The organism is Actinophytocola sp., assembly GCF_036402745.1.
Classification (GTDB): Bacteria; Actinomycetota; Actinomycetes; order Mycobacteriales; family Pseudonocardiaceae; genus Actinophytocola.
On the sequence record NZ_DASWSJ010000334.1, the window covers coordinates 1 to 3,492 of the forward strand.

At 70.5% G+C, this 3,492-nt stretch carries 4 protein-coding genes; 2 read left to right on the top strand and 2 right to left on the bottom strand.

Annotated features, from left to right (window positions below):
* Together VGD70_RS30720 and VGD70_RS30725 are read right to left on the bottom strand one after the other, a co-directional pair.
* The coding region (locus VGD70_RS30720; RefSeq protein WP_331087529.1) for an AMP-binding protein at nucleotides 1-347 on the bottom strand (347 nt) is incomplete at its 3' end.
* Entirely contained in the window at nucleotides 344-1,075 is a 732-nt protein-coding gene (locus tag VGD70_RS30725) for a YoaK family protein (protein ID WP_331087531.1), read from the bottom strand. The genes VGD70_RS30720 and VGD70_RS30725, both read right to left, overlap by 4 nt.
* Nucleotides 1,076-1,317: 242 nt before the next feature.
* Between VGD70_RS30725 and oxc the strand changes: the two genes are divergently transcribed.
* On the top strand, nucleotides 1,318-3,060 hold the full coding sequence (oxc, locus tag VGD70_RS30730; RefSeq protein WP_331087533.1) for an oxalyl-CoA decarboxylase: 1,743 nt from the start codon (nucleotides 1,318-1,320) through the stop codon (nucleotides 3,058-3,060).
* A 32-nt stretch (nucleotides 3,061-3,092) separates the two neighbouring features.
* Nucleotides 3,093-3,492, top strand: a 400-nt coding sequence (locus tag VGD70_RS30735; RefSeq protein ID WP_331087535.1) for a CoA transferase, incomplete at its 3' end; no start/stop codon positions are given.

Here is a 3,492-nt window from a genome sequence, read left to right on the forward strand (position 1 = left end):
CCGACGAGGACGGCCTGCGCCCCCATCTCCTCCAGCCGGGCGGACAGCTCCGACTCGGGCAGTGCGGGATCCATCGGGGCGACCACCAGCCCGGCTCGCGCCGCCCCCAGGAGCCCGACGACGAACTCGGCCTGGTTGGCACCCACGAGGCCGACCGGGTCCGCCCGGTGCAGCCCCATGTCGCGCAGGCGGCCGGCGACGTCGTCGACCAGGCCGGCCAGGGTGCGGTAGGACAGGGTCGTCCGGTCCGCGCCGACCACGAGCGCTCGGGCGCCGGGACGGTCCCGCACCTGCCGATCGAGGAGATCGACGAGTCCGGTGACGTCCGGCGGCAGGTACCTGGTCATCGCGCGGCCGCCCGCCTCAGGGACGTCGAGGCGATAACGTTCACGGCCGCGATCACGAGCACGGGCAGGACCGGTGCGTAGGGGTGCGCGTGGCTCAGCGTCCAGTCGCCGATCAGGGCGCCGGCGGCCATGGCCACCAGGACACCGGTCAGCCGGCGCGCCGGGTGCGCCTTGAGCGACCAGGTCGCGATGCCGCTCGTCAGGCTGATGAAGGTGGCGGACGCCGCCGTGGTGGAGATGCCCGGCACGTGCAGTGACCGGACGGCGTTCATCTGCATGCCCATCGCGCACGCGTTCAGTCCGATGAGGAGGTACGTCATCGCGGACGGCGAGGTCACCATCCACACGACGAGGAAGCCGACCTGCAGGACCAGCACGGCCCAGAGGGTGGCCGACACGCGGCGCGGCCACACCTGGAGGACCTCGCTGTCCTCCACCTCCTCGTCGCCGTTGAACGGCTTCAGGATCCACATGGACAGCGCGGCGCCGACCGCGAAGGCGGCGAGGGAGACGAGCACGGTCACCGGGTTCGGGCCGGCGGGCGGGCGAGTGCCGGCGGCGCCGACGCCGAGAAACACGATGTTCCCCGTCTGGAACCCCGAGAAGACCTTTCCGAAGGAGAGGAAACAGATCGCCTCGTAAATACCTGACGCGAACGCCAGCGCCACGAGCAGCCGATCGCGAACTACCAGCAGCACCGGCGCCACATGCGCGGCACCTCGGTCCACTCGCCGATCGGTAGGCGGTTCAGTGAGCATGATTCCTCCTGCCGAACAGACGTCGGGTCACATTTGCGAGTTTGCGCCCGCGTGACGGGCAGGTCCAATACGCACTGGTGAACCATCAACAGCGAACGCCTATCAATGAAAATCGGTTATGGATTGTTCGGCGACAAATCTTGGACGTGCGCACGCTTGCTGCGGACCGTGGGAGGTGACGGCATACCGGCACGACAGGGAGGACCTCGGACATGACGATCGCGTCCGCACCGGGGGTCACGGCGACCGCCGGCGACGCTCCGGCCGAGCGCACCGACGGCTACCACCTGGTCGTCGACGCGCTCAAGCTCAACGGTGTCGAGACCATCTACGGCGTGGTGGGCATTCCGATCACCGACCTGGCGCGGCTCGCGCAGGCGTCGGGCATCCGCTACCTCGGGTTCCGCCACGAGAGCAACGCCGGGCACGCGGCCGCGGCGGCAGGGTTCCTCACGAAGAAGCCGGGCGTGTGCCTGACGGTGTCCGCACCGGGCTTCCTCAACGGGCTCGTCGCGCTCGCGAACGCCACCACGAACTGTTTCCCGATGGTGCAGATCTCCGGGTCCAGCGAGCGGCGCATCGTCGACCTCAAGCAGGGTGACTACGAGGAGCTCGACCAGAAGACGGCGGCCGAGCGGTTCGCCAAGGCCGCCTACCGGGTGGACCGCGTCGAGGACATCGGCCGCGGGGTCGCCCGGGCCATCCGCACCGCGACGTCCGGCCGCCCCGGCGGTGTCTACCTCGACATCCCCGCCGCGGTGCTGGGCGAGGTCATGGACGCGGCCGCGGGCGCCGCGACGCTGTGGCGGGTCACCGATCCGGCCCCGCGTCAGCTGCCCGCCCCCGAGGCGGTGGACCGCGCGATCGCCCTGCTCGCGGGCGCGGAGCGGCCGCTGGTCGTGCTCGGGAAGGGTGCGGCGTACGCGCAGGCGGACGAGCAGGTCCGGCGGTTCGTCGAGACCACCGGCGTGCCGTTCCTGCCCATGTCGATGGCCAAGGGCCTGGTGCCCGACGACCACCCGCAGTCGGCGGCCGCCGCCCGTTCACTGGCGCTGCGCAGGGCCGACGTCGTGATGCTCGTCGGCGCGCGGCTGAACTGGCTGCTCGGCCACGGCGAGGCACCGCGGTGGAACCCGGCGGCGAAGTTCATCCAGGTCGACATCGAACCCACCGAGCTGGACAGCAACCAGCCCATCGCCGCCCCGCTCGTCGGCGACGTCGGCTCGGTGCTGACCGCGCTCCTCGAGCGGACCGGGCCCGGCCGGATCACGGTCGCCGAGCCGTGGCGCCAGGAGCTCGCGGCGCACGCGGCGCGCAACGTCGCCACGATGTCGGCGCACCTCGCGGCCGACCCGCACCCGATGCAGTTCTACGGGGCGCTGGGGGCGGTACGCGACATCGTGCGCGCGCGTCCCGACGTCTACGTCGTCAACGAAGGCGCCAACGCGCTGGACTTCGCCCGCAACGTGATCGACATGGCCGTGCCACGCCACCGGCTGGACAGCGGCACCTGGGGCGTCATGGGGATCGGCATGGGCTACGCGATCGCCGCCACGGTCGAGAGCGGCGCCCCGGTCGTGGCCGTGGAAGGCGACAGCGCCTTCGGGTTCAGCGGGATGGAGCTGGAGACGATCTGCCGCTACCAGCTGCCCGTCGTCACCGTCGTCCTCAACAACGGCGGTGTCTACAAAGGCGACGGGGTCAACCGCGTCTCCGCGGACCCGTCGCCGACCACCCTGATGCCGGACGCCCGCCACGAGCTGCTGATCGAGGCGTTCGGCGGCAAGGGCTACCACGTGACCACCCCCGCCGGACTCACCGCCGCCCTCACCGCGGCGCTGGACTCGGGCGGCCCGGCGCTCATCGACTGCGTCATCGACCCCTCGGCCGGCACCGAGAGCGGCCACCTCACGAGTTTCAACCCGACCGGCATCACGGTCGCCCCGCCCCGCTGACCGACCACCAATCGTCTATAAAGGACACAGTGATGACTGACCTACCACTCGCCGGAATCAAAGTGATCGACTTCACCGGGGTGCAGGCCGGCCCGGCCTGCACGCAGATGCTCGCCTGGTTCGGCGCCGACGTCCTGAAGGTCGAGCGGGTCGACGGCGGTGACGTGACCCGGCACCAGCTGCGCGACCTCCCCGATCTCGACGCCCTGTACTTCACCATGCTGAACAGCAACAAGCGCTCGCTCGCGATCAACACCAGGACCCCGGAGGGCAAGGAGGTCATGGAGACGCTGATCCGGGACGCCGACATCCTGGTCGAGAACTTCGCGCCGGGGGCCATGGACCGGATGGGCCTGTCGTGGGAGTTCCTCCACGAGCTCAACCCGCGCCTCATCTTCGGCTCGGTCAAGGGGTTCAACGACGACTCGTCCT